The organism is Tropicimonas marinistellae (assembly GCF_001509585.1).
Lineage (GTDB): Bacteria > Pseudomonadota > Alphaproteobacteria > Rhodobacterales > Rhodobacteraceae > Tropicimonas > Tropicimonas marinistellae.
On the sequence record NZ_LNCI01000002.1, the window covers coordinates 533,680 to 552,876 of the forward strand.

At 63.5% G+C, this 19,197-nt stretch carries 17 protein-coding genes and 1 tRNA gene; 5 read left to right on the forward strand and 13 right to left on the reverse strand.

What is annotated here, in order from left to right; genetic code table 11:
* Nucleotides 1–135 precede the first annotated feature (135 nt).
* From ARC39_RS05755 to ARC39_RS05795, 9 genes are read right to left on the reverse strand one after another with little or no spacing between them, the layout of a single operon-like run.
* On the reverse strand, nucleotides 136–1,746 hold the full coding sequence (locus ARC39_RS05755; protein WP_068111358.1) for a GMC oxidoreductase: 1,611 nt from the start codon (nucleotides 1,744–1,746) through the stop codon (nucleotides 136–138).
* Nucleotides 1,743–3,263, reverse strand: a complete 1,521-nt coding sequence (locus ARC39_RS05760) for an alkaline phosphatase family protein (protein WP_068111361.1) — start codon at nucleotides 3,261–3,263, stop codon at nucleotides 1,743–1,745. The genes ARC39_RS05755 and ARC39_RS05760 overlap by 4 nt, the downstream gene beginning before the upstream one ends.
* Complete coding sequence (locus ARC39_RS05765; RefSeq protein WP_068111364.1) at nucleotides 3,260–4,843, reverse strand: alkaline phosphatase family protein; 1,584 nt, start codon at nucleotides 4,841–4,843, stop codon at nucleotides 3,260–3,262. Before ARC39_RS05765 ends, ARC39_RS05760 begins: the two co-directional genes overlap by 4 nt.
* Nucleotides 4,840–5,826 carry an NAD-dependent epimerase/dehydratase family protein gene (locus ARC39_RS05770; RefSeq protein WP_068111368.1) on the reverse strand — a complete coding sequence of 329 codons (987 nt, stop codon included), beginning with the start codon at nucleotides 5,824–5,826 and terminating at the stop codon, nucleotides 4,840–4,842. The genes ARC39_RS05765 and ARC39_RS05770 overlap by 4 nt, the downstream gene beginning before the upstream one ends.
* Nucleotides 5,823–7,391 carry an alkaline phosphatase family protein gene (locus tag ARC39_RS05775; protein ID WP_078059096.1) on the reverse strand — a complete coding sequence of 523 codons (1,569 nt, stop codon included), beginning with the start codon at nucleotides 7,389–7,391 and terminating at the stop codon, nucleotides 5,823–5,825. The genes ARC39_RS05770 and ARC39_RS05775 overlap by 4 nt, the downstream gene beginning before the upstream one ends.
* A gap of 14 nt (nucleotides 7,392–7,405) precedes the next feature.
* Nucleotides 7,406–8,383: a glycosyltransferase gene (locus ARC39_RS05780; RefSeq protein ID WP_068111374.1), complete on the reverse strand. Its 978-nt coding sequence runs from the start codon at nucleotides 8,381–8,383 to the stop codon at nucleotides 7,406–7,408.
* On the reverse strand, nucleotides 8,376–9,689 hold the full coding sequence (locus tag ARC39_RS05785; protein WP_068111377.1) for an oligosaccharide flippase family protein: 1,314 nt from the start codon (nucleotides 9,687–9,689) through the stop codon (nucleotides 8,376–8,378). Before ARC39_RS05785 ends, ARC39_RS05780 begins: the two co-directional genes overlap by 8 nt.
* Nucleotides 9,673–10,749, reverse strand: a complete 1,077-nt coding sequence (locus tag ARC39_RS05790) for a glycosyltransferase family 2 protein (protein WP_068111379.1) — start codon at nucleotides 10,747–10,749, stop codon at nucleotides 9,673–9,675. Before ARC39_RS05790 ends, ARC39_RS05785 begins: the two co-directional genes overlap by 17 nt.
* Entirely contained in the window at nucleotides 10,746–12,020 is a 1,275-nt protein-coding gene (locus tag ARC39_RS05795) for a glycosyltransferase family 4 protein (protein ID WP_078059098.1), read from the reverse strand. Before ARC39_RS05795 ends, ARC39_RS05790 begins: the two co-directional genes overlap by 4 nt.
* 730 nt (nucleotides 12,021–12,750) lie before the next feature.
* On the opposite strand from ARC39_RS05795, the gene ARC39_RS25805 reads away from it, so the two are divergent.
* Nucleotides 12,751–12,924: a hypothetical protein gene (locus ARC39_RS25805; protein ID WP_161470936.1), complete on the forward strand. Its 174-nt coding sequence runs from the start codon at nucleotides 12,751–12,753 to the stop codon at nucleotides 12,922–12,924.
* Nucleotides 12,925–13,272: 348 nt separating this feature from the next.
* Here the strand turns inward: ARC39_RS25805 and ARC39_RS05800 are convergent.
* Nucleotides 13,273–13,349: transfer RNA gene (locus ARC39_RS05800), tRNA-Ile, on the reverse strand.
* A gap of 121 nt (nucleotides 13,350–13,470) precedes the next feature.
* Between ARC39_RS05800 and purM the strand changes: the two genes are divergently transcribed.
* From purM to rnd, 3 genes are all read left to right on the forward strand, one after another.
* Nucleotides 13,471–14,517 (forward strand): phosphoribosylformylglycinamidine cyclo-ligase, encoded by a 1,047-nt coding sequence (gene purM / locus ARC39_RS05805; protein WP_068111385.1) that lies wholly within the window; start codon nucleotides 13,471–13,473, stop codon nucleotides 14,515–14,517.
* Nucleotides 14,514–15,107 (forward strand): phosphoribosylglycinamide formyltransferase, encoded by a 594-nt coding sequence (gene purN / locus ARC39_RS05810; RefSeq protein WP_078059099.1) that lies wholly within the window; start codon nucleotides 14,514–14,516, stop codon nucleotides 15,105–15,107. Before purM ends, purN begins: the two co-directional genes overlap by 4 nt.
* A gap of 88 nt (nucleotides 15,108–15,195) precedes the next feature.
* Nucleotides 15,196–16,353, forward strand: a complete 1,158-nt coding sequence (rnd, locus tag ARC39_RS05815; RefSeq protein WP_068111387.1) for a ribonuclease D — start codon at nucleotides 15,196–15,198, stop codon at nucleotides 16,351–16,353.
* 33 nt (nucleotides 16,354–16,386) lie between these two features.
* Here rnd and ARC39_RS05820 read toward each other — a convergent pair whose 3' ends face one another.
* The gene (locus ARC39_RS05820; RefSeq protein WP_068111390.1) at nucleotides 16,387–16,866 is read right to left on the reverse strand and encodes a hypothetical protein; all 480 of its coding nucleotides are present in this window, start codon (nucleotides 16,864–16,866) and stop codon (nucleotides 16,387–16,389) included.
* A 139-nt stretch (nucleotides 16,867–17,005) separates the two neighbouring features.
* Between ARC39_RS05820 and ARC39_RS05825 the strand changes: the two genes are divergently transcribed.
* Nucleotides 17,006–17,431, forward strand: a complete 426-nt coding sequence (locus ARC39_RS05825) for a SufE family protein (protein WP_068111393.1) — start codon at nucleotides 17,006–17,008, stop codon at nucleotides 17,429–17,431.
* A 39-nt stretch (nucleotides 17,432–17,470) separates the two neighbouring features.
* Here ARC39_RS05825 and ARC39_RS05830 read toward each other — a convergent pair whose 3' ends face one another.
* The gene (locus ARC39_RS05830) at nucleotides 17,471–18,151 is read right to left on the reverse strand and encodes a DUF1638 domain-containing protein (protein ID WP_068111396.1); all 681 of its coding nucleotides are present in this window, start codon (nucleotides 18,149–18,151) and stop codon (nucleotides 17,471–17,473) included.
* A gap of 254 nt (nucleotides 18,152–18,405) precedes the next feature.
* A complete protein-coding gene (locus ARC39_RS05840; RefSeq protein WP_068111401.1) occupies nucleotides 18,406–19,110 on the reverse strand; it encodes a corrinoid protein in 705 nt (234 codons plus the stop codon).
* Between the last annotated feature and the right edge of the window lie 87 nt (nucleotides 19,111–19,197).

Genomic DNA, 19,197 nt, shown 5'->3' on the forward strand with positions numbered 1-19,197 from the left:
ACTACGTTTTTCCCAAGATGCTGACGGGGCGCGACCCGTTGCAAGGTGCCATTCCATTGCCGGAACAGGCGGCGCGCGACCGTCCAGAGGCTTAGATCCGACGAAATTGGTCTGACGAAGCGCCAGCGCATTCCATCAGCTTGCTTCTTCGGTTTCACCACACCCGATCTCGGATTTCAGATGATCCGCAAGCCTCAGCGCCAAGGCCACGATGGTCAGCGTCGGATTGACATATCCCCCCGTGGGGAAGACCGAGCTTCCCGCAACGTAGAAGTTGCGGGTACCGTGCAATCGGCAGTCGGGGTCGACCACGCCATTGTCGGGGTCGGAGGACATGCGCGTGGTTCCCATGTGGTGTTTGCCACCTTCCATGCTGACCGGAAAACCCTCGCGATCGGTCGCTCCATGCAGGCTAAGCTTCCCGATCCCGGCGGCGTCAAACCACCTGACGAGCCCCGACCGCAGACGATCAATCCCGCCGCGGTCGTGATCGCTGAGCCTCCAGTCGACTTGTAATTGTGGCATTCCGAAGCGATCACGGCGTTTTGGGTCGAGCCGAATGCGGCTCTCCGGGATCGGCAGGGCCTCGAGTGTGAAGCGGGCCGCGAAGGTTCTCTTTTTCGAGAACGCTCCGCGAACCCGTTCGGTCGTTGAACGGGTCACGTCGCCGGCATTCGTGAACAGCGCCGGTATATGGCGTTGAAGGCGCCCATCGGGTAATTCGCGGTGCATCATCACGTCGATCACACGGGTCATCGCAACGCCGCCCCGCGACAGAAAGTGAGGCGAGGATTTATGCGCGGCGCGTTCGACGAAGAACACGCCCGCGCCGTTCAGGGCCTCCTCGCGCCGCAGCCGCTCGCTAACGGCGAAAGCACCATGCGCGCGCTGCGCGGAGCCGGCCTGTTCATACCCCTTCAGAGCACCGATTGCCTCTGGTTCCACGCCGTCGGCAAGTTGCACCGAGCCGCCGAAAAAGAACGGGTGGTCCATGAAGTATCGCCCGACGAGGTCGCGCGCATTGCCGACACCCTCCGCTTGAACAGATCGCGACGCAAGCAGCAGGCGCGCGTTTTCCATTCCACCGCAAGCCAGCACGAACCGGTCCGCGACGACGCGCACGTTACGGCCGTCGTCGCCACGGGCCTCGATGTGGGAAACCGTGTCGCCATCCGGAACGATCTCGACCGCGTGAAGATCGAAAAACACCCGCACATCTCGGGCCGCGTCGAGATCCGCTCCGAATACCTGTGCGAAATCGACGTTGTGTCCATGCCGGTATCGAACCGGAGCAATGTCTGCGTCCGGGCCAAACGACGCGCCGGCGAAATCGGGGCGCTCGAACCGCCAATCGTCCAGGTCGCAGACGGTTGCGGCTTGGCGATAGTAGGGCGCGAGCGTCTCGGCGCCAATGGGCCATCCTGTATTCGGTAGTCCGGCGCGGGCTTCGAAATCGACTGGGTCAAGGGGGCGACACTGACCGGCCCAACGGGTGGTACTGCCGCCGAACATGCGCAGGCGTGCCTTGCCGGGGGCAAAGCTCTCCCGGCCCACGTTTCTGCCATGATAAAGGATTTGGCTCTTGTGGCGGAAATCTCGCCCGCCGCCGGCCAGCATGGCCACCTCGATACCGTGCCCGGAAAGTGCGCGTGCGATTGCGATTCCGGCAGCGCCGGCTCCGATGATGCACAGGTCCGCCTCAATCGTCGTGCCGGGTGCCACATCTCGTTTTTCGACAATGGTCATCGGATCCCTCCGCCGAGCAACGCTCGCCCCCGCATCTCGTCTGGGACAGCCGCGCCCAGACGCGCGAGGATCGTGGGTGCGAGGTCGACAATATTACCTGATGGGGCGCTGCCGGGCGTCGTTCCGGAGCCCGACACGAGGTAGAATCCGCCCGCCCGGTGATTGCCCGATCTTCCGCTGGGATGACAGCCAGGGGTGGGCCAGTCGATAGTGCCGAAACGCGGTGAAACAATCGCGCGATGCCGCGCGGCCGGTGTGTCGTTCCAGTCCACCATGAGGTCCGGGAGCCTGTCACGATTGGGGCCGGGCGGAACCACGTCCTCGACGCGGGCTGTTTGGCGGACCACCGGTTCACCTGTGTCGGCATCGGCGAAACTTGCGAGACCCTCGACGATCCGTTGCGTGATCTCGTCCGCCTGTGCCGCTGTCAACATGCCCTGGTTCTCCCTGCCTTTTCGGTTGAGGCGAATGTACCCGGTCAGATCGGCCACCTGGGTCAGGGCCGGTGTCTTCTGCCAGTCGCGCCCGCCGGTGCGCCAGAAGCCCGTCAGCCTGTCCTGAAGGGACGTGGGAAGGCTGTCCTTCACGCGGTGGCGCAAACGAGGCGGCAAGGCGTGACGTATCCGCTGCATCGTCGACAGCGGTGAGACGTTTTGGCTCTCTTCACCGAGCACGCGGTCGAGCATGGCGTCGAGAACCTCGACCCGGCTGGTGTTCGGCCCCATACCGTGCAGCGAAAAGAGAATGACCTCATCGGGTTGTGCCGCGTCCAGCACCCGGCCGAGCGCCTGGTCGGTGGCGGCATAGACGGCGGGCAGGGCAGCCTCCAACTCGCGTTGCTCGGCAGCCGTCGGCGGTGTGAGAAGACCCGTTTCGTCCCAAAGCCAATGACCGCCGCGGTGAAGCCCGGGGAAGGTAATTGCGAAGAGATCGACGGTTTCGCGTTGCAGCAAGTGCTCCGAGATTTCGGCGAGCATGCCGGCAATTTCCACCTGTTCGTCCCTGAGCTTGCGCAGCGCGTCCATCGACTGCAGCGCGTGCATCTCCGCCACTCGCGGAGATCCGCCGTGCCGCGCGGTGATATCTGTCAGCAGGGACGAAGGATGGGATCTGGGCGGCTCCAGGCTGTCGAGCGTCGCCCAACCGGTAAGCTCGATGCCCGTGCTCGGCGCGGAGGCAAAGGGCATGTCGATCGCGATCACCCGGCCACCTTCGTCGGCAATCCGGCGCCAGAACGGTTCGCCCGGTTGCCGCGGGTCGGGGCGGCGCATGGTCATCGTCTGGGGCGACCACTGCAGGTAGTGGTGAAAACCTGTGTCGGACGGCGGTGACGAGGTGAAGAAGCTCGGCCAAACCGAGCCGGGCAGCCATCGGCCCAATGAGTCGAGATTTCCAAGGGCACCTTCGGCGAGCAGACGGCCGATGACCGGCGCCTGACCCTGATCGACGCAGCGCTGCAGAATTCCCATGTCGGCAGCATCCAGCGCCACCAGGACAATTTTCGCGCGTCCTGTCATTCCTTCTCCCGCAACTTGACAAGTTCACTGATGGGATTGCCGCGCATGTCGACAGGTTGTGTAAGGCCGAAATGAGCAAACACGGTCGCGGTCAAATCCTGTACCGGGTGCGTCGAAGCGGCTTCGGAGCCGGGGCCCTGACCGGGCCCACAGGCAAGCGCCCATCCGAATGGCTGGTGGTGACCTGACCGCCCGTCAGGTTGCGTGTCTTTCCACGGGTTGAGGAAAGCGCCGTAGTGTTCGGATTTCAACGCCCCAAGCCCCATCGGCGAGCGATGCGCCCATCGAACCACCAGATCGGGTGCGTCGCGTCGTTCCCTTGCATCGGGCCAAAGCTCCGCGGTCGGCCACACATCCGCTATGATCGGTTCGCCGGAATCCGCATCCACGAAACTTGGCAAACCCTGTACGAGCTTCTCGCAAAGCTCGTTGTATTCGCGTCCGGGCGCAACGATCCCGTCGCGCTCGCGTCCGCGCACGTTCAACCGCACCTGGCCTTCGAAATCGCTTCCGATCAGGCGAAACGCCCGCACAGAGGACCAGTCGCGTGCCTCCGCCCGGCGCCAGTAGCGGCCGAGTCCGTCCTTGACGCTGACCGGGAGGTTCTCCTTCACGGCGCTGCGCCACTCCAAAGGCACCCTTTTGCGAATGCGATGCAGCAAAGGTTCCGTCGGCAACGGTTGCCCGGTGGCGTCCGACCTGTCGTTGTTGAGGATCCGGCGCAGCATCTCCGGCAGAAGGAAGTGATGCGACGTGTTCTGGACCATGCCATTCAGTGAAAAGACGATCAGCGGGCAGCCCGGTGGAAGCGCGTCGACGACTTCTCCGATCGCAGCGTCGCAGGCCACATAGACGTCTCGAAGCGCGTCGGAGACCTCGTTGTTGGCGGAGGCAGCGTCCCGGAGGATGAGCGGTGCCTGAAGCTTGTGTCCGGCCCGGTGCGCGGCGCCGAAGCCCAGAACCAACAGGTCCCATTCCGTCGTCCCGATCAGATCGCGCGCGAGTGCGGATTGCTGCCGTGCAGTCGCATTCAACCGGTCGCGCAGGCGTAGTAGGCCCTTGGCGGTCTGGGGCCCGTAGATTTCATCGCGCATGATCGGGCGGCCGTGGCGGCGCTGCATGCGGGCGGCAAGATCCTCTGGCCAGGACCCTCTGTTCCCGCGCACCGCATGCGCGTTCCAGGAGACGATCTCGGTGCCGTTGAACGGGCGGGCGGAGGGCGCGAAGGGCGCGTCGATCGCGAGCACGCGCGGGCCGTCATCGCCGAATTTCCGATAGAACGGCGTGGTGTCGATCCAGCCGTCCTCGTCGGGGCGCTCGTGGCGCATCGTCTCCGCACGCCACTGGACGATCCCGAAGATTCCGTGCTCGGGCGGAAGCAGGCCGGAGTAGAAGCTCGGCCACACTGTCCCGACCATGATGTCGCTGTCCGACTTGAGACGAAGGAATGTCCCCTGTTCCCGCAGCTTGGCCAGTCGTGGCAACCAGCCGGCGGCAATGCCGGCCGTTATCAGGTCGATCTCGGCGGCGTCGAAGGCGATCATCGCCAGTTTCGGAAACTGCGACTGCCCGGGCGTCATACCAGACCCTCCCTCTGCATCCACTGGGTCGCCCGCGTAACCGCCTGCGTAACACTGAAGCGCGGCGAAAATCCGAGCCGTTCCACCGTGCCGCCCACGTCGAAGTGGTTCGGCCAGGCATAGAACTCTGCCGTGAATCCGTAGGGCAGTTCGCGGCCGACCAGCCGGAAGGTCATATCGTTCAGCCGCTTGTGGAACCGGATGGGGCCGCCGGGAAAACGAAGTGGCGCGAGATTTGCCCCGAGCGTTGTTGCAATCGCTGCCAGGATTCTGTCCACCGCCGCCGGTTTCCGAGCCGTCAGCACATAGGTCTCGCCCGCGCGCGCCTTGTCGCCGGCGCAGAGTTGGAGGCCGATGATCACGTCCTCCACATCGCAACTGTGCACGCCGCCACCGCGCGGGAGCAGCCGATACCGGCCGTCGCGGACGGCGCAAACGATGGAGCGCCAGTCGATTGCGCCCGGGCCGGCGACCCGTTCGGCGATCCGGGCGATTCTGAAGTCGAGCCCCTTTGGCGCCCAATGCTCGGTCAGGCGGCGTTCCGCTGCGGCGCGCGATGCGGAATAGTTCGAACTCGGGCGCGGCGGCACCGAAAGTGCAGGCGTTGCCGGTGGCCATCCACTCATCACCTTCACGGTACTGGCCGCGACGAGCCGTGCACCGGCCGCGCTGGCGGCTTCGGCAGCGACGTCCAGAAGATCGATGTTTAGTCGAAGGTAGTCTTTCCGCGGCAGTTTCTTCGTGCCGCGGACCGCAGCGAGGTGATAGACGACCGAACACCCATCGGCTGCGCGCGCCATGAGCGGGCCGTCGGTGGCGTCGCCGAGAAAAGTCTCGACGCCAGCGACCCGCAGGTCCGCCACATCGTGCTCCGGCCGGGCCAGCGCTCGGACAGGCGTGTCGGCGCGGCGCAGTTCCATCGCCAGGCGCTGCCCGATAAACCCGGCAGCGCCGGTCACCAGTACCGGGTTGTCTCCGGTCATTCCTGTGCCGATGCTCCCGTAGGTGCCAGGCCGGGCACCGGTGTGCCGCGCATTTCGGGACGCATCTTCTGCCCCAGAAGGTCGTGAACGCTGGCGAGCAGGTCGTGTTCGTGGATCAGAGACAAGTCACCTTGCCCGGAGATGTCCGCGCCGGATGCCACGAACCAGCCCTCTCCGACATGGTGGCCAGGCCGTCCGTCGACGTACCCGCCGTGATCGTAGTTGCGGACAGTGCCGTAGCGCTCCGAACGGTAACCGCGGATGCTGCGGGCGCTGCGTACTGGCGAATAGACAATCATGTCAGGCATGGTCCGGCGCTGCACGGCGTCCGGCCAAATCTGCGACCCGCGATGGATCTCCCGCACCAGCGGCTCGCCGGTGTCCATATCGACGAAGGACTTCATGCCATCGCTGATTTCATCAAGCAGGGTCTCGTATTCGGCGCCGGGAGAAACAATGCCCTCGCGCTCGCGCCCTTTCAGGTTCACCTGGATCAGCCCTTCGAGGTCGCCGGCAAGGATGAATGCCTTGGTCTTGGACCAGTCGCGCTTGTCGCTGCGCCAGTACATTGTCATGGCGTCCTGAACGCCGAACGGCAGCTGGGCCTTGATGCGGGAGCGGAGGCCAAGCGGGATCGACTCGCGGACCTGCGACAGCGGCGACCGGGTGAGTTCCTCTGGATCGTCGCGCTTCTCGTCGTCGAGAATGCGGCGCAGCATCCGGTCGAACAGAGGCTGAACCGAGTAGTTCTCGGTCATACCGTGCAGGGAAAAGGCAATCACGTTGACGTCTTCGCCCGCCGCTTCCAGAAGCTCACCGAGCGCTTTGTCGGTGGCGATGGCGACCTGCCGCATCGCATCATCGAGGTCCGCACCCTCTGCCTCGGTCATCTCGCCCTGGCTTCCGTGACGGTTCCAGAGCTTGTGACCGGCGCGGTGGACGGAACCGAAACCCAGCATGAACAGGTCCCAGTCGTTTTCGCGCATGAGCATCTTTCCGGCCTTGCAGTGCCAGTCGGCGGCGGCAATGAGCTCGTCGCGCAGGCCGAGCAACTCCTTCGCGCTCTGCAACCCGGCGAATTCGTCCGGGATCGGCAGGGGGCCGAGTTCCTTCTTGACCCGCTCGATCAACCCCAACGGATAGGCGCTCGGTGCGCCGATCTTGTCATGCGTGCCCCAGCCGGTCAGTTCGACACCGTTGAAGGGTTTTGGCGCATAGGTGATCGGCACGTCGATGGCGATCGTCTTCGGCCCGTCGAGTGGGAAGTTCCGGTAAAAGGGTTCGATAGGCTGCCAGTCGGGCGTGGCACGCATGAACCGCATGAGGTCGGGTCGCCACACCAGGTAGAAGAGCCAGCCGTGCTCCGGTGGGAAGCTGCCGGTGTAGAAACTTGGCCATGGCGTCCCCACCAGGTGGTGCGCGGTCGAGTCGATTTTGCCATGAGCGCCACTTTCGCGGAGCCTTGCAAGGTTCGGGAGCGATCCGTCGTCCATCCACCGGGTCATCCGGTCCGACGGAGAGGCATCGACCGCGAGGAGCATGAGCTTTCTGGGTTTTTGTACCATCGTTTTGCGTCCAATTACTTGTTGAGATTCCCGTGCATGACGGATGCTTTGCCCTGCCTGGGTGGCGGGTCGACTTCGTGGAGCCCTTTGCGAAACCCAACCGTCCAGGCGGCAGCCCCGATCAGCAGGAAGGGTGAAACCAGCGCGGTCGCCGGCAGTTTCAATGGGCTCAGGGCGGTCACGCGACCGAAGATGTAGATCAGCCGCCGCAGAACGACCGCGGGCGCCATTACAGCCATTCCGGCAAGCCGCACCTGTCGGTCGGTCAGGAGCAACCGCAGCTTTCCGCGAGAATATCCGAAGGCATGATGGTGACGGATCATGCCTGCAATCGTTCTTCGGCCAGCGTGGCGGACCTGCATCTGGGGGTTGAACCGGATGCCCTCCGGCCAGAGCGCGGTCAGGCGTTCGCAGAAATCCACGTCCTCGCCCGTTGCCAACCCCTCCCGGTGCTGGAACCCACCAAGATTGGCGAAATCCTCGGCATGTATGGCGATATTGCACGAAGGTGCCATGTGCAGGGTGCCGGCCGGGCGCTCCGGGGGCAGGTCCGCGAACTGGAGAAGGTTGTCGGCACGTGCGATTGGGTGCCGTGGCGTGAGATCTGCCACTGGGCCGGTTGCAAGACGAGCGCCGCTTTCGAGCGTGGCGACTGCGGCGGCCAGCCATCCCGGTTGCACGCGGCAGTCGGCATCGACAAAGACAAGGACTTCACCCTGCGCGGCGTTTGCGCCGAGGTTGCGGGCCGCGCCCGGCAGGTGGCCGCTGCCTTGGCGGACAACGCGCGCGCCCTCGGCTTCGGCGGCCGCCTTGATCGTGTCGTCGCTCCAGGCATCGACGACGATCACTTCGAACGAACGGTCGAGCGCTTGAGCCAGTACGTCGCGCAGGAGCCACACGAGCGCCTCGGGGTTCCCCTTGCAGGGAATGACGACTGAAACAGCCGGCGCTCCGTCAATCCGCGGCGTCATTTCCGGGTTGCGCTCATCCATCGCGCGGTGCCTCCGGAGCGGGTACGCGCGATGCGCGAAGGATAAGCAGGATGAGGATGGCGGCGGCGAGGCATTCGGTGGCAAAGGTCGTCCAGGCCGCACCGAGGGCGCCATGACGCGGGATCACCACCGCGTTCAACGCAGCATTGGCAATCGCCGTGACCGTCAGAATCCCCAAACAATCCCGTTCCCGGTGCAGGGCGCCTGCCAGATGCAGCGCTGCCATGCCCAGGAAGAGCGGAACGGTGGACAGAGCCAGGACCGTGAAGATTGCGGCGCTCGATCGGTAGCCGCTTCCCCAGACGGTAACCACAATCGGCTCTGCTAACGCGATGCAAATGACGGCAAGGACCGCGCCGGCGAGGCTCACGGCGGTCAGCAATTTGCGGATGAGTCTGCCGAGCTCGTCGCCGCGGCCGGTCGCGGCCATGGCGGCGGCAATCGGAACAAAGACCATCATGAGAGGCCTGATAAGGGTGCGCGTGACCTCCAGGAGACGATAGGAGGCTTCGTATTCTGCCACTTGTGTGGCAGTGCTCAGGGCGAAAATCATCAAAACGTCGACCTTGCCCTGCAGCAGCAAAACGATCTCGGTAAACAAAAACGGCGCGGCCACCGTCAGCATCGGTTTGAGCCGCTCGAAACGCCATTCGAGGTGCGGACGACCCAAGCGCGCGCGCGTTGCCAGAGCGGCGACGGTGACCATCAGGGCATTGGCGCAAACGTAGAGCGCCAGGACTGCTGGCAGCGACCAGCCGAGGAAGACAGCGAGAGACGACAGCGCAATCAGCAACGGTCCGATGGCGCCGACTGCCAGCCGCAACCCCATCCAGCGAAACCCGACGAACACCGCCGAGTAGGAGAAGAACAGATCGCCAACGAGCATGTAAGCGGTGCAGAGCGCCGAAATGGCCAGCATGTCCGGTGATAGCAGGGCGACGGCTGCGTTGATCCCGACGAAGAGAACGACAATCGACACGAGGCGCAAGGGCAGCACCTGACCGAGCATATCCAGCGCCTCGTCGGGGCGCTGTGCCACCGACCGGCGCAATTCACGGTCCGTGCCGAGGTGGCTCGCGGTTGCCGCAATTGACGCGACAACGCCGAAGAAAAAGAACTGGCCGATCAGGTCCTTGTCGAAATGGCGCGCGAGGACCATGGCCGCAACAAGCCCGGGCAGTTTCTGCACCAGTTGCGAGAGCACCGAGAGAACAAGGTCCCGTTCCCATCCGGTGATGCGAGCGATGAGCGCCGCGGTCCTCGGGCGATCTTGCGGCACCTCGCGCATGTCAACCGGCCGCGACACGGATCACCTTCCAGTAGAGCTGAAGTCCCGCGGAGAGAGCCGAGATCATTGCCTTGAGCACGCGGTTCGACACCAGGCCCTCGGTGAGTGGCAAGGGACCGCCTTTGAGGATTGCCCTGTCCGGCAGTTCCCTCCGCGACTGGACAGCCTGCCGCATCTCCGCGACGTGCCCACGGTTGGCCAGCAACCATCGCCAACTCGCGGCCCATTGGGGCAGCCACCCTCGGTGCAGCGCAAGCGCGAGGGTTGCGATCTCATACAGCACAAGGGCAGGGGCAATCACCAGCATGGTACGCCAGCGGAAGCAGATCGCGATGGTCAGAAGCCGGTTCCGCATTGACAGATAGGCGCGACGCTGCGGATATGCGCCGCTCCCTCTGAAGGACAATCCTGAGTAACCCGAACCCCGGTCATGCACGACGACGGCGCGCGAAGCGCTAACGATGTCATGTGCGCGCAACCGCATGCGAAGACCGAACTCCAAATCCTCGAAATAGAAAAAGAATGTCTCGTTGAATCCCCCGGCATCCAGGGCAGCCGCGCGGTCGACAAGCAGGAAGGTGCTGATCAGCCCATCGACCGGGACCGGTGGCTGACCGGTGTCCGGCGCGGTGTTCGCATTCAGCAGGATCAACGTGCCGATGAAATGCGGTGCGGCGCCGTCACATTGGACCACGTCTTCGCCCGGGGCGAAGATGAGGCGGGGGCAAACAACGGCGGCACCGGTTTTGGCACGGGCCCCCAACATTTCCGCCACCGCGCCGGGCGTGAGCCGCGTGTCCGAATCCGCCAGGAGAACGAGGGGGTTGGCAGCAGCCTCCAGCCCCCGGTTTCGGGCAGCCGACGGGCCCGGATTGTCGTTCAACCGGACGACTTTCGTGGTCGGATAGGCGGAGAGGGCAAGCTCGACGCTTCCGTCCTGTGAGCCGTTGTCCACAAGGATGATTTCCTCGACGCCAACGCCGTGGTCGTGAATGGAACGGATGCAGGCGACGAGACGCTCCCCTCCGTTGTAGTTTATGACGACGGCGCTGAGCGTCGGATCCGGCACGTCACTCATGAAACGGCCGGGACTTCGGCGCCACGGACATCGGAGAGTGCCTGCTCATAGGCATGATGGACGCGCATTGCGATGGCGTTCCAGGAATAGTCCCTGAAGGCCCGCTGCCGTGCGGTCCCCCCCAGATCATCGGCGCGATCCGGATTCGACAAAAGCCCAGCGATTCCCTTGGCAAATCCCGGGATGTCCTCGTCTGGAACAAGCACGGCGTCCACACCGTTGCGCAGGTTTTTCCCAGAGCTGTCGAACGACACGATCGGGCGTCCGGCGGCCATGTAGTTCAGAAGCTTCAGCGGATATCCGGGGCAGTGCACGCGCGGGTTGACGAGCACGCTCGCGGAGCGGAGCTCGAATGGCAGGTCGGCATGCTCGGCATCGACGAAACTCACACGGTCGCCGATTCCGAGGTTATCAGCCGCTTCCTGAACCGGCCCGTGTGGCTTCGGGCTGACAAGTACGAGCTGCGCCTCCTGACATTCCGCAGCCGCCAGCTTGAAGGCTTCAAGCAGCAGGTCGATCCCCTGGTAGGCGGCGAGATTGCCCGCATAGACAACCCGGCCAGGAACGGGTGCAACGTCACCCTGGCTGAAGGCCTCGATAGCTTCCTCCTCGATGCCATTGCCGATGATGGTCATTCGTTCGCCGTTGCCGCCGTGTTCCGCGATCTTGTCGAAGATGTCGTCGGTGACCGGAATCACGTGGTTGGCCCGCTTCGGCAGCGTGCGGTCCAGATAGGTCCCGAACCGGGTAAGTGCCCCTTTGGAAAACTCGGGTCCGTAGTAGGACAACTCGTCGCCCAGCAATGTGTGCGCGTCGTAGACGATCGAGACGGGCAGCAACTGGCGCACCGCGAGCCCGACAAGCAAACCTTCGTAATGATGGCAGTGCAAAAGGCGGATTCCGTGCTGGCGAACGACCTTCACCGTCTTCGCCAGGAGCAGAGGGTTCAGGATTGCCATCTTGCCCAGGCCGGGACCTGGCGCAGGATCCCAGGAGCCGGGAACGCGGGGAATTCGGTGCAACTGGTAGACAGGGTCCGACGCTCCGAGCGAGACGTTCCCGTCGCCGGCGTAGTGATAGGCGACAACATGCACAGGCCGTCCGGATCGCGCGACCGCTTCCGCCAGCCTTTCAATGCGGATTGGTGTGCCCCGGCGACAGGGAAACGGACATGCCGCGACCATTAGGACCGGTTCAATACCGGTCCGTGTTTTCGCATCCGGCTCTGGTAATACAGAAGGTCCGTGATCGGAGCCTTTCATTGACAACATCTCATCTCATACAATTGCCCAGAGGCTAACAGCGGCGATCTCTCGGTGTTGAGTATTTTCAGGACAAGTCGCCCGACCGATATCGACTGTTGCGCAAAGGTTTCTATGGTCATTCCAAAGGCGCGATTTCTGATCATTGTGAGGCGAAACGGAGGTGCATTGTAGGCATTCCGCAGATCCGCATCGGGGCATTCCGGTGCGTCTGAACCCCCTAGCGTCTGAGCATTTGCTGCGCGGCAGCACAACCCACAAGCGGTCCTGTCATTGCTCGTGAAAGCCAACGGTGCATGGACGTATTCCTAAGCCGTTCACATGGTTCCCAAGCACCCGCTGCCGCGACCTTACGGGGTGCATTCCAGTTAGGGCGCCGCAGAAGTAGCGGCTCAAGGAACCAGATGTGAATCACAGGTGACGGAATCGATGACGTTGGGGGTCCGCCCGTGCCGGTGGCCGGATATCGGGTTGGCGCACCCGCAACGGTTGCATCCGGGGTGACGTGGCGACCCGAGTGCGGAGTGCAACCCATTCGTCGGCTCCCGCTGGTCCGAAAGGGTGAGGCAGCCCGCAGCAGGTTATGCGTATCTAATCTGGCCCGACAAGTAGTCGGATAGGTTCCCGAACCCGATCGCGGGCTCGGCAACAATTGAAACGTACATATCAGTCAACCGAAATACCGCCGAAACGTTCAATCGGCAATCTCCGGCGTAGTGCATAGCAAAGGAGAAATACTATGAAAGTCTTCACAACAAAGGCCCGTCATCCCAACCCCGCTGATGTGATCGGTCCGTATTCGCTCTGGCCGCAGGCTCGCTCGAATCGGAACTGGAAGAAGCCGGCGACCGTCGCCGCCGGAATTGCCGCCGCGGGCATTTTCGTTCACTGCGCCGTCCCGTTGATGGCCTGAATTCTTCCAAGAATTTCGCCCTCCCGACACGGAAACAGACAAGCGACCAGCATTGCGTGGTCGCTTTTCTGCTTCTGACCGGATGGTCTCGCCACGCCAGATGGACTTGCTGCGACTGGGGGCCTGAGGCGGCTGCGCGTACGCCGGGCGAGGTATCCTGTGAAGCGGCGCCTGATAAGTAGTCCACGGAATTGCCGTGCCAGACGGGGCGACGATCTAGCCGGAAAACCACTCACGACGTTTGCGGTGCGGGCGGAGGCCCGCTGCGGAGAATCCCGCTTTTCGGCATGAGATGCGCGTTGTGCACGGCAGTCGAAATGAGGAGGTGCCGCAGGGCGTTAGTGCGAATGGTAGGCCCGGAGGGACTTGAACCCCCAACCAAAGCGTTATGAGCGCTCTGCTCTAACCAATTGAGCTACAGGCCCGCGCTCGCCTTGCGTAGCAGGTTGGCCCCCGGGGTCAAGCCATATGCGCCGGCGCCATGGACACCGGACGCGACGCTTGCTAACTCGCGGCTCAAACCTCCATGCGGGAAAGGGCGAGCGGGTGAGTGCAGGCAAAAACGGACTGACCTACGCGGAAGCGGGCGTGGATATCGATGCCGGCAACGCGCTGGTGGAGCGGATCAAGCCCGCCGCGAAATCGACAGACCGGGCCGGGGTCATGGCGGGCCTGGGTGGCTTCGGCGGGCTCTTCGACCTCAAGGCGGCGGGTTATGACGATCCGGTGCTGGTCGCGGCAACCGACGGGGTGGGAACCAAGCTGAAGATCGCTATCGATACCGGCCGCGTCACTGGCGTTGGCGTGGATCTCGTTGCGATGTGTGTCAACGATCTGGTCTGTCAGGGTGCCGAACCCTTGTTCTTCCTCGATTACTTTGCCTGCGGGTCGCTCGACGTGGAGCTGGCGGCGCAGGTGGTCGAGGGGATCGCCGCAGGGTGCCGCCAGGCCGGTTGCGCCCTGATCGGAGGCGAGACGGCAGAGATGCCCGGGATGTATGCGGCAGAGGATTTCGATCTCGCCGGTTTCTCCGTGGGCGCGATGGAACGCGGCACGGCGCTTCCGTCCGGGGTCGCGGAAGGGGACGTCTTGCTCGGCCTTGCCTCCGACGGCGTGCATTCCAACGGCTATTCGTTGGTGCGAAAGGTGGTAGAGGTCCAAGGCCTCGGCTGGGACGCCCCTTCGCCCTTTGGTGACGGCGCGCTCGGGGCGGCATTGCTGGCTCCCACGCGTATCTACGTCCAACCCGCCCTCGCAGCGATTCGAACAGGCGGTGTGAATGGCCTGGCGCATATCACCGGTGGCGGGCTGACCGAGAACCTTCCACGCGTCCTGCCCGAAGGGCTGGGTGCCGACGTCGATCTTTCCACCTGGTCGCTGCCACCGGTGTTCACCTGGCTGGCAGAGGCGGGCGGTCTGGAAACGTCGGAACTGCTCAAGACGTTTAACGCCGGGATCGGAATGGTGCTCGTGGTCGCCGCGGACCGGGCCGAGGGTGTTGCGGATCTCGTGGCCGACGCGGGCGAGCGCGTGTTCCGGATCGGCACCGTGCAGGTTGGCGAGGGCGTCCGCTATTCCGGAACGTTGGTGTGAAACGGGTCGCCATTCTGATCTCGGGCGGCGGTTCCAACATGCTGGCCCTGCTCGACAGTATGGAGGAAGCAGGCCATCCCGCCACGCCTTGCCTGGTTGCGTCAAACGACCCGGCCGCACCGGGGCTGGAGCGTGCAGCGGCGCGAGGCGTGGCGACGGCGGCAGTCGACCATCGGCCCTTTGGCAGGGACCGTCCGGCCTTCGAGGAGGAGCTTCAGAAGGTCATCGCGTCGCATGGAGCAGATATCGTTTGCCTTGCGGGCTTCATGCGGGTGCTGACGGCTGGCTTCGTCACACAATGGTCCGGGCGAATGTTGAATATCCATCCGTCGTTGCTGCCCAAGTATCGCGGGTTGCATACTCACGCGCGCGCATTGGAGGCAGGAGAGGCCGAGCATGGCTGCACTGTTCACGAGGTCACGCCGGAACTGGATGACGGACCGATCCTCGGTCAGGCGCGCGTGCCGGTCGACCCGGGCGATACACCGGACTCCCTTGCCGCGCGGGTTCTGGTCATGGAGCACCGGCTTTATCCTGCAGTGTTGCGCCGTTTCGCAGCCGGAGACCGACGCCCGATCTGGCTTTCCTGACGGCACTTTCAATCCCTTGTGATTGCCGCTAGAACGGTTCGAGCGGAAAAAAACGCCGGATCGGCAGAGCACGACAAGAGCCGCATATATGCGAACACTGACAACGACTGAAGAACTCGCGGCCTTTTGCGAGGCGGCGCAAAGCGGCCCGTATGTTACATTGGACACCGAGTTTCTGCGGGAACGGACCTACTATTCCAAATTGTGCCTGATCCAGATGGCGCTGCCAGGCGATGGTGAGGCGGTCCTGGTTGACCCGATCGAAGGCGGCGACGGGCTTTCGCTGGAGCCACTCTACAAGTTGTTTAGCGACAAGTCGGTGGTGAAGGTCTTTCACGCGGCGCGGCAGGATCTGGAAATCTTCTTCCACGAGGGCGATGTCTTTCCCGAACCGCTGTTCGATACGCAAGTTGCCGCGATGGTCTGCGGCTTCGGCGAGCAGGTGGGATACGAAACGCTGGTGCGAAAGATCGCGCGGGCGAGCGTGGACAAGTCGTCGCGTTTCACAGACTGGTCGCGGCGGCCACTGTCCGAGGCACAGCAATCCTATGCGCTGGCCGATGTCACCCATCTGCGGGTCATCTATGAACACCTCGCGCACGATCTCGAACGTTCCGGTCGACAGCACTGGGTGGAAGAGGAACTCTCGGTTCTTACCGATCCGGCGACCTATCGGGTCGAGCCTCGGGAAGCCTGGCGGCGCGTGAAGACCCGTACCAATTCCGGGCGGTTCCTCGCCATCGTGCGCGAACTGGCGGCTTTTCGGGAGATCCATGCGCAAACCCGCAATATTCCCCGCAACCGCGTGTTCAAGGACGATGCATTGCTCGAGTTGGCATCGACCAAGCCGCGTGGCATGAAGGATCTCGGGAAGTCCCGTATGCTGTTGCGCGAGGGCCGAAAGGGCCAGATCGCCGAAGGGATCCTTGCTGCCATCGAGACCGGAATCGCAACTGCGCCGGAAGATCAGCCGCAGGCAGATACGAGCCGCGACAAGTTGCAGGTGAACCCGGCACTTGCGGACCTGCTACGCGTGCTCCTCAAGGCGAAATCCGAAGAGGCGGGCGTCGCCCAGAAGCTGATCGCGACATCCGCGGATCTCGACGCCATTGCCGCCGGACAGCGCGATGGCGCGGCTCTGAAGGGCTGGCGCCACGAAGTGTTCGGGGCGGACGCGCTGCGGCTCTGCGCCGGGGAGATTGCCTTGGCCGCGCGCGGTCCGGCTGTCGTGGTGCTCGACGTCTGACGATCGCGCCCGTTCAGCTGCGGCTGGCCGGATTCAGCGGCGGGAACTGCGGCGGTTGTTCTGCCCGACGACGGTGACCGTACGAACGCCCTGCAAGGTCTGATCCGAAAGGAAGATCCCGGCAGTCACCTCGCGCGACTGGGCGTTAATTGCCGGCTGCGGCGCGCGCGGCGGCACGATCCTGAACTCCAGAAGGATCTCGCCGTTGTTCGCGGCAACGTCGCCCACGACGTCCACATAGGTGGAGAGCAGGTCCGCGGCCCAATAGCCCTGCGTCGGCGGAAGGCCGACAGCGGTTACGATCGCGCCGCCGGGGGCACGTTCGATGCGCATCGAGACGACCTGTGAGACGAGTGGCCGGATATCGGTCGTGTCCTCATACCCGTCGGACGGTGCAAGCGTTGGGGTGGACTGGCTACGCCCGAACCAGCCCCAGTTGGCTGGGTTGTAACTGGATTCACACCCGGCCAGGAGCAGAACGGCCAGCAGGCCAGCAACATGTTGCGCTTTCATGATAGATCCCCGTCGTCCCGCCTCGTCGGCTTCCCGATTAGCGAAAACCGTGTCGGTTGAAAAGCCTGCGTCGCGAGTGGCGGCTCTGGACCCCCGCTGCACGGCAGCATAATCTCCGGCCAGCGGAATGGAGTATGCCATGGCACGGGACGCCTTCGAGGACATTGTCGAAACTTTCGAATTCCTGGACGACTGGGAAGACCGCTATCGGCATGTCATCGACATGGGAAAGGCGATGGCGCCGCTGGAGGAAAGCCTGCGGGTGCCCGCCACGAAGGTGGAGGGCTGCGCCAGTCAGGTCTGGCTGGTCCCGGAGATCAGCGGACAGGGGCGGGAAGCGACCTTTCAGTTTCGGGGCGACAGTGACGCGATGATCGTACGCGGGCTGATCGCGATCCTCGTGGCGTTGTATTCCGGATTGAATGTCGCAGACGTTGCGAAAGTGGACGCGCCTGCGGAACTGGCGCGGCTCGGACTAGACGAGCATCTGTCGTCGCAACGGTCGAACGGCTTGCGCGCTATGGTGGAACGTATCCGATTACTGGGCGAGAAGGCGTCTGCGTGACCGTCGGCGGGGGCTTTCGCGGCCCCTCTGAATGGTCGTTCAGAGGCTTTGTCGCGCGACCGCGGTGAGGGTCGTCGCCAGATCGCCAAATCCGGTGAACCGGCGCTCATAGGTGAGGCCGAGGCGGTCTGCACACTCCTTGGCATTGGCCGTCAATTCCGGATCGTCGGTTTGCGCTTGGTGAACCAGCTTGGTGTAATGCGCGAAATAGCTGTGTCTGAGCTCCGGGTGTCGATCCATTCCCAGTGGTCGCCAGACGAAGGCGTCGAATTGCCGGACGAGGAAGTCGGTGAGATAGAATGCCGTTATCTCCGCATCGGCTTGCGCCGCGAACGCGGCGTTTCCCTCGAAAAAACTGTAGCAATGCGGCCCGGCGATCATCTCCACGCCCAGGCGCTCGCACGCTTGTTGGAGCAGTCCGCCCGTGCCGCAATCGGCATAGGCGACGAAAATGCTGTCGAAATCCGCCCGGTGTTTCTCTATCGCCGCCTCCACGGCCGGAGTTATCCGCTCAGGGTGATTGTGCAATATCGCGGGCAGGCAGGTGAGTGCGATGTGGTCCCATTGGTTGACGGCCTTGAGCGCGAGGATTTCGCGTGCAATCGCGCCGCAACCGATGACGAGAACGCGGCTGGCCGTGTTTCGGGCTGCGGCGATCCCGACTTCGGTGAGCGTCGTGTCGCTTGGCTGGGCGCTGTCGCGGGGATCGACGTGTTGCATGTCTTCGCTCTCAGAAATCCACAAAACCCGTCACCGATGGCGGCGGACCAACAGGTGCCAGATGACCGCTAGAACAGCGGCACCCAATGCAATCCACGACCACGATTCGGGCCGCATTGCATCCGGCAAAATGGCTGCGACGCCAAACACGGTGGCTGCCGCCAGAACGAGTGTTCCGAGCATCAAGGCCAAGAAAGTCTTCGGGGGCATGTTAACTCCTTCCATGCCCCAGATAAGGTCTCGCACCGGCTCTTTCAGCCCGCGGCCACCTGGTTATGCTTGCGAGCGATGAAGTCCTTCGCCGTTTCCACGGCAACCGCGGCGTCCCGGCAATAGGCGTCGGCGCCGATGGCGCGGCCAAACTCCTCGTTGAGCGGCGCGCCTCCAACCAGGACGATGTATTCGTCGCGGATGCCCTGTTCGACCATCGTGTCGATGACGACCTTCATGTAGGGCATCGTTGTCGTCAGAAGCGCGGACATACCCACGATGTCGGCCTCTTCCTTTTTCGCGGCCTCGATGTAGTTCTCGACCGGATTGTTGATCCCGAGATCCACGACCTCGAATCCGGCGCCCTCCATCATCATCGACACGAGGTTTTTTCCGATGTCGTGGATGTCGCCCTTCACCGTACCGATCACCATCTTGCCCATCCGCGGCGCACCGGTCTCTGCCAGCAGCGGCTTGAGGATCGCCATACCCGCCTTCATCGCATTGGCCGCAAGCAGCACCTCCGGCACGAAGAGGATGCCGTCGCGAAAGTCGTTTCCGACGATGGTCATGCCGGCCACGAGCGCCTCGGTCAGTACCTTGTAGGGCGCCCATCCGCGTTCGAGCAGGATGTTGACGCCCTCCTCGATCTCTTCCTTGAGACCGTCATAAAGGTCGTCGTGCATCTGGAGCACCAGGTCTTCGGTCTCCAGTTCGGACAGGATGATATCGTCTTCCTCGTCGGCCATGTCAGTACTCCAGGCAGGGCGGCCGGCTAGCTGCCGGGCTTGGTTTCAGAATTCCATGCAAGTGGCGGTTCGCACGCGACGAATTAC

What these genes read in the sequence shown, in the direction of transcription:
- ARC39_RS05755 (WP_068111358.1), bottom strand. Translation starts at nt 1,746, where the DNA reads ATGACCATTGTCGAAAAACGAGATGTGGCACCCGGCACGACGATTGAG.
- ARC39_RS05760 (WP_068111361.1), bottom strand. Translation starts at nt 3,263, where the DNA reads ATGACAGGACGCGCGAAAATTGTCCTGGTGGCGCTGGATGCTGCCGAC.
- ARC39_RS05765 (WP_068111364.1), bottom strand. Translation starts at nt 4,843, where the DNA reads ATGACGCCCGGGCAGTCGCAGTTTCCGAAACTGGCGATGATCGCCTTC.
- ARC39_RS05770 (WP_068111368.1), bottom strand. Translation starts at nt 5,826, where the DNA reads ATGACCGGAGACAACCCGGTACTGGTGACCGGCGCTGCCGGGTTTATC.
- ARC39_RS05775 (WP_078059096.1), bottom strand. Translation starts at nt 7,391, where the DNA reads ATGGTACAAAAACCCAGAAAGCTCATGCTCCTCGCGGTCGATGCCTCT.
- ARC39_RS05780 (WP_068111374.1), bottom strand. Translation starts at nt 8,383, where the DNA reads ATGGATGAGCGCAACCCGGAAATGACGCCGCGGATTGACGGAGCGCCG.
- ARC39_RS05790 (WP_068111379.1), bottom strand. Translation starts at nt 10,749, where the DNA reads ATGAGTGACGTGCCGGATCCGACGCTCAGCGCCGTCGTCATAAACTAC.
- ARC39_RS05795 (WP_078059098.1), bottom strand. Translation starts at nt 12,020, where the DNA reads ATGTTGTCAATGAAAGGCTCCGATCACGGACCTTCTGTATTACCAGAG.
- ARC39_RS25805 (WP_161470936.1), top strand. Translation starts at nt 12,751, where the DNA reads ATGAAAGTCTTCACAACAAAGGCCCGTCATCCCAACCCCGCTGATGTG.
- rnd (WP_068111387.1), top strand. Translation starts at nt 15,196, where the DNA reads ATGCGAACACTGACAACGACTGAAGAACTCGCGGCCTTTTGCGAGGCG.
- ARC39_RS05820 (WP_068111390.1), bottom strand. Translation starts at nt 16,866, where the DNA reads ATGAAAGCGCAACATGTTGCTGGCCTGCTGGCCGTTCTGCTCCTGGCC.
- ARC39_RS05825 (WP_068111393.1), top strand. Translation starts at nt 17,006, where the DNA reads ATGGCACGGGACGCCTTCGAGGACATTGTCGAAACTTTCGAATTCCTG.
- ARC39_RS05830 (WP_068111396.1), bottom strand. Translation starts at nt 18,151, where the DNA reads ATGCAACACGTCGATCCCCGCGACAGCGCCCAGCCAAGCGACACGACG.
- ARC39_RS05840 (WP_068111401.1), bottom strand. Translation starts at nt 19,110, where the DNA reads ATGGCCGACGAGGAAGACGATATCATCCTGTCCGAACTGGAGACCGAA.